The sequence below is a fragment of the Parcubacteria group bacterium CG10_big_fil_rev_8_21_14_0_10_36_14 genome, assembly GCA_002772895.1.
In the GTDB taxonomy this organism is placed as follows: domain Bacteria; phylum Patescibacteriota; class Patescibacteriia.
Genome location: PFCS01000018.1, coordinates 3,524 through 7,552, shown reverse-complemented (window position 1 = coordinate 7,552; position 4,029 = coordinate 3,524). Strand labels below are relative to the sequence as shown.

3 protein-coding genes and 1 pseudogene (1 of these 4 running past the window's edge) are annotated in these 4,029 nt (G+C 34.8%); all 4 read left to right on the top strand.

The genetic code is table 11. The features are described 5' to 3' along the window. The coding region (locus COU51_01450) for a hypothetical protein (protein PIR66903.1) at positions 1 to 306 on the top strand (306 nt) is incomplete at its 5' end. Between the two features lie 94 nt (positions 307 to 400). After that, positions 401 to 1,978 carry a type I restriction-modification system subunit M gene (locus COU51_01445; protein PIR66902.1) on the top strand — a complete coding sequence of 526 codons (1,578 nt, stop codon included), beginning with the start codon at positions 401 to 403 and terminating at the stop codon, positions 1,976 to 1,978. 2 nt (positions 1,979 to 1,980) lie between these two features. Further along, entirely contained in the window at positions 1,981 to 3,399 is a 1,419-nt protein-coding gene (locus tag COU51_01440) for a hypothetical protein (GenBank protein PIR66901.1), read from the top strand. 98 nt (positions 3,400 to 3,497) lie between these two features. Continuing rightward, positions 3,498 to 4,029, top strand: a pseudogene (locus COU51_01435) (hypothetical protein) (it continues 713 nt past the right edge of the window).

Genomic DNA, 4,029 nt, shown 5'->3' with positions numbered 1-4,029 from the left:
GTTTCTGAGCAAAACAAGGATCTTCCATGGAATGAGCGCAAGCAGGAGGCGCTTGAGCGTATAAAAATTATGCAGGGTCCGACTTTGTGGGTGAAGTCCGCTGATGTGATTAGTAATGTTTCGGAATTGCTGGATGATTATGGGCATGATGGGGATGATGTGTTCTCGCGTTTTAATGCTCCTAAAAAAGATATAATTGCGAACTATATTGCTGTTCTTCGCGCGCTTATTGAAAGATGGGAAGAATTTGAAAATCCTCTTGTCGCGGATTTAGAGGGTCTTGTGGTTGAGGTTGGGTTGATTTGATGGATTCAATGGGTCAGGCGGGTGAGCCGTTGATTTTTGGGTTGAAATTTGGATGGTTTTGGAGTAGAGTTAGGATATATTAAATACAAAAATTATGTCCGAAGAACAAAAAAGATTGCTAGAAAAAAAGTTGTGGGGCGTTGCAAATGTGCTCCGCGGGAAGATGAATGCTGATGAATACAAAAATTATATTCTTGGTTTTATTTTCTACAAATATTTATCTGAAAAACTTGATAGATATGTCAATGAAAAACTTCTTATTGGCGAGAAATTTTGTTTTGCGGAAATAAAAGAAAATACCAAAGAAGGCAAAGAATATATAAAAGAAATAAAAATTGCATGCCTTGGGGAACTTGGGTTTTTTTTAATGCCTTCTGAACTTTTTTCGCATATTGTTAAAAAAGGAAAAAAGGAAACAAAAGACCAAAGCAGTTTTATTCTTGAAGATTTAAAAAATATTCTTGATGATATTGAAAAGACTTCCGCGGGCACAGACAGCGAGGATGATTTTAAAGGCCTTTTTGATGACATGGATTTAACTTCTACTAAGCTTGGTTCTCGCGAAAAGGATAAAAATGATGTTGTTGTTGAGGTTCTCTCGCTTTTGAATGATATAGATTTTAAACTTGAGGATACAAAAAGCGATTTGCTTGGGGACGCGTATGAATATTTAATTGGCAAGTTCGCGGCTGGTGCTGGTAAAAAGGGCGGTGAATTTTATACTCCGGCTGAAGTTTCTAGAATATTGGCTAAGATTGTAACTCAAGATAAAAAGCGCGTGAAATCGGTTTATGATCCAACTTGCGGTTCTGGTTCTCTTTTGCTTCGCATTGGGGATTTTACTGATGTGGCAAGTTATTTTGGGCAGGAACTTAATCCTACTACTTATAACCTCGCGCGCATGAATATGATTCTGCATGGCGTGCATTTTGATCATTTTAAAATCTTGCAAGGCGATACTTTAAAGGAGGATATGCATGCGGATCTTAAGGCCGAGGCTATTGTTGCTAATCCGCCTTTTGCCACAAAATGGAAAAGTGATGATGATCCTGAGCTTGCTCATGATGATAGATTTTCTCAATATGGCAGATTAGCGCCTAAAAGCGTGGCTGATTACGCGTTTGTAACGCATATGATTTATCATTTGGCAGACAATGGCACTATGGCTGTTGTTCTTCCACATGGGGCGCTGTTCCGCAGTGGGGCTGAGGGGCATATACGAAAGTATATAATTGAAAAACAAAATTTTCTTGATGCTGTTATTGGTTTGCCTTCTAATCTTTTTTACGGAACTTCTATTCCGGCGACTATTCTTGTGTTTAAAAAGTGTCGTAGGGACGATGAGGATATTTTATTTATTGATGCTTCAAGGGAGTTTGAAAAAGGAAAGAATCAAAATAAACTAACTAATGAAAATATTGATAAAATTTTTGATGTTTACAAGAATCGCAAGGAGATTGAAAAGTATTCTCATAAGGCTAGTTTGGATGAAATTAAGGAGAATGAATATAATCTTAATATTCCACGGTATATTGATACTTTTGAGGAGGAGGTTGTTGTTGATATTAAACAGGTTGCGGATAGATTAAAAAAACTTTATTCAGATGAAAAGGGTCTGCAAAATGAAATTGAAGGATTTTGCGATGAGTTAAAAATTGATAAGCCGTTTTAATTATGAAGAAAGAACAAATAATACTAGAAACAGAAAAAGCATTGTCTGTAAATTCAGAGACTCTTTTAGTTGAATTTAAAGATGCTAGAGGAGGTTTTCCAAAAACATCAACTAGAAAGACTTTGTCTGCATTTGGCAACACCAAGGGCGGGGTGATTGTTTTTGGAGTCGAGGAAAAAAAGGATAAGACTTTGGAAGTTGTGGGCGCAAATAATATTGCTGAACTACAAGAAAAAATGACTGCTATGTCTTCTGTAGAAATGAGTGAAGTGTTGCGCTTGGATTACCATCATATTGAAATACAGAAAAAGATTATATTAGCAGTGTACGTGCCTGAGTGTAAAAATCGGACAAAACCGTATCACATTAAAGAACTTGGTATGCCGAGAGGCGCATATATTAGAGATAGTAATACAGACAGACAAATGACAGAAGATGAAATGCGAAGTTATGTACGTAACGCTCAAATAGATAATTTTGATAGTAATTGCTCAGATGATGTCACAAAGGATGATTTATCGTTTAAAAAGATAGAGAATTTTTTACGTAAAAGTGCTAAAAAAACAGGTAGAGAATTTAATGGTATTGATGATAATGTTTTGCAAAATATTGGATTAGTAAAAGTATGTGATGAGGTATTAAGACCAACTATTGCTGGGTATTTAATTTTTGCTAAAGAAAATCCACAAAACAAACTACAATTTGAAAGATATAAAATTCGTTGTGTGCGTTATAGAGGGTCTGGAGTTTCTAGCGATATTTTAGACAAGGCAGATCTTGTTGGCACGCTAGATGAGCAAATTGAACTAATGCATTCTTTTGTATTGCGGAACATTAAAAATAGCGCGAAAATTGTTGGCACAAAAAGAGTTGAAAGATACGAATATCCAGAAAAAGCAATTCGTGAAATTGTTGCGAATGCTGTTATACATAGAGATTATAGAATTACAGAAACATATACACAGGTTAATATATTTGAAGACAGGATAGAGATATTTAATCCTGGCAACTTGCCTCCTGGGGTGACTATTGAAAATATAAAAACTTCTCAAGTAAGCAGAAATAAAATTATTGCCGCGCGTCTTAATGAGATGGACTATATGGAAGAGTATGGACGAGGTATAGGAATTGTAATAACAAAGATGAGTGAGTGGGGATTGCTTCCGCCAATATTTAAAAATACATCAAACAGTTTTAGAGTAATTTTACCAGGTGAAAAACTTAGTCAGCTTAATGAACGTCAATTATATATTTGGCAGCATTTAGTGGACAATAGAAGGATTACGCGAAAGGAAGTAGAAGGATTGTTGCCAGATATATCAGCAGCAACTCTTCGTTCAGACTTGGTCAGAATGAGAGAAATTGGATTATTGAATCAAATGGGACAATCGTCAAATACATATTACGAGAGCTCTTTTTAGCAGAGATTAGCAGAGCATTAGAAATGCCTAGAAATAGCGGGATTTTTATAAGAATTAAAATAAATAAAATATAGCAGAGATTAGCAGAGGATATAATTATGCTTACAAAGACCAAACAATCAGAATCTAAAAAAATCCCAAAATTACGTTTTGGTGGTTTTTTGGGTGGGTGGGAGGAGAAGAAGTTGGGGGATGTTGCAAAATTTTGGAATGGTAAGGCACATGAAAAAGATATTTCTGAAAGTGGAAAATATATAGTTGTGAATTCAAAGTTTATATCATCAAATGGCGTAGTAAAGAAATATTCAAATAAAGAGATTTCCCCATTAAAAAAAGATGATATTTCTATTGTCATGAGTGATATTCCAAATGGAAAAGCAATAGCTAAATGTTTTTTAATAGATCAAGATGAAAGATATACGCTTAATCAGCGAATTGGAGGAATCAAATCAAAAGAAATTATAAGTCCTTTTTTGTTTAGTATACTAAATAGAAATAAATATTATTTGAAATTTGACAATGGTGTTAGTCAAACAAATTTACGAAAAGATGAAGTTTTGCGCTGTCCTATTATTTTTCCCTCTATTTCAGAACAACAAAAAATCGCAGATTTTTTAGGTGCAGTGGATA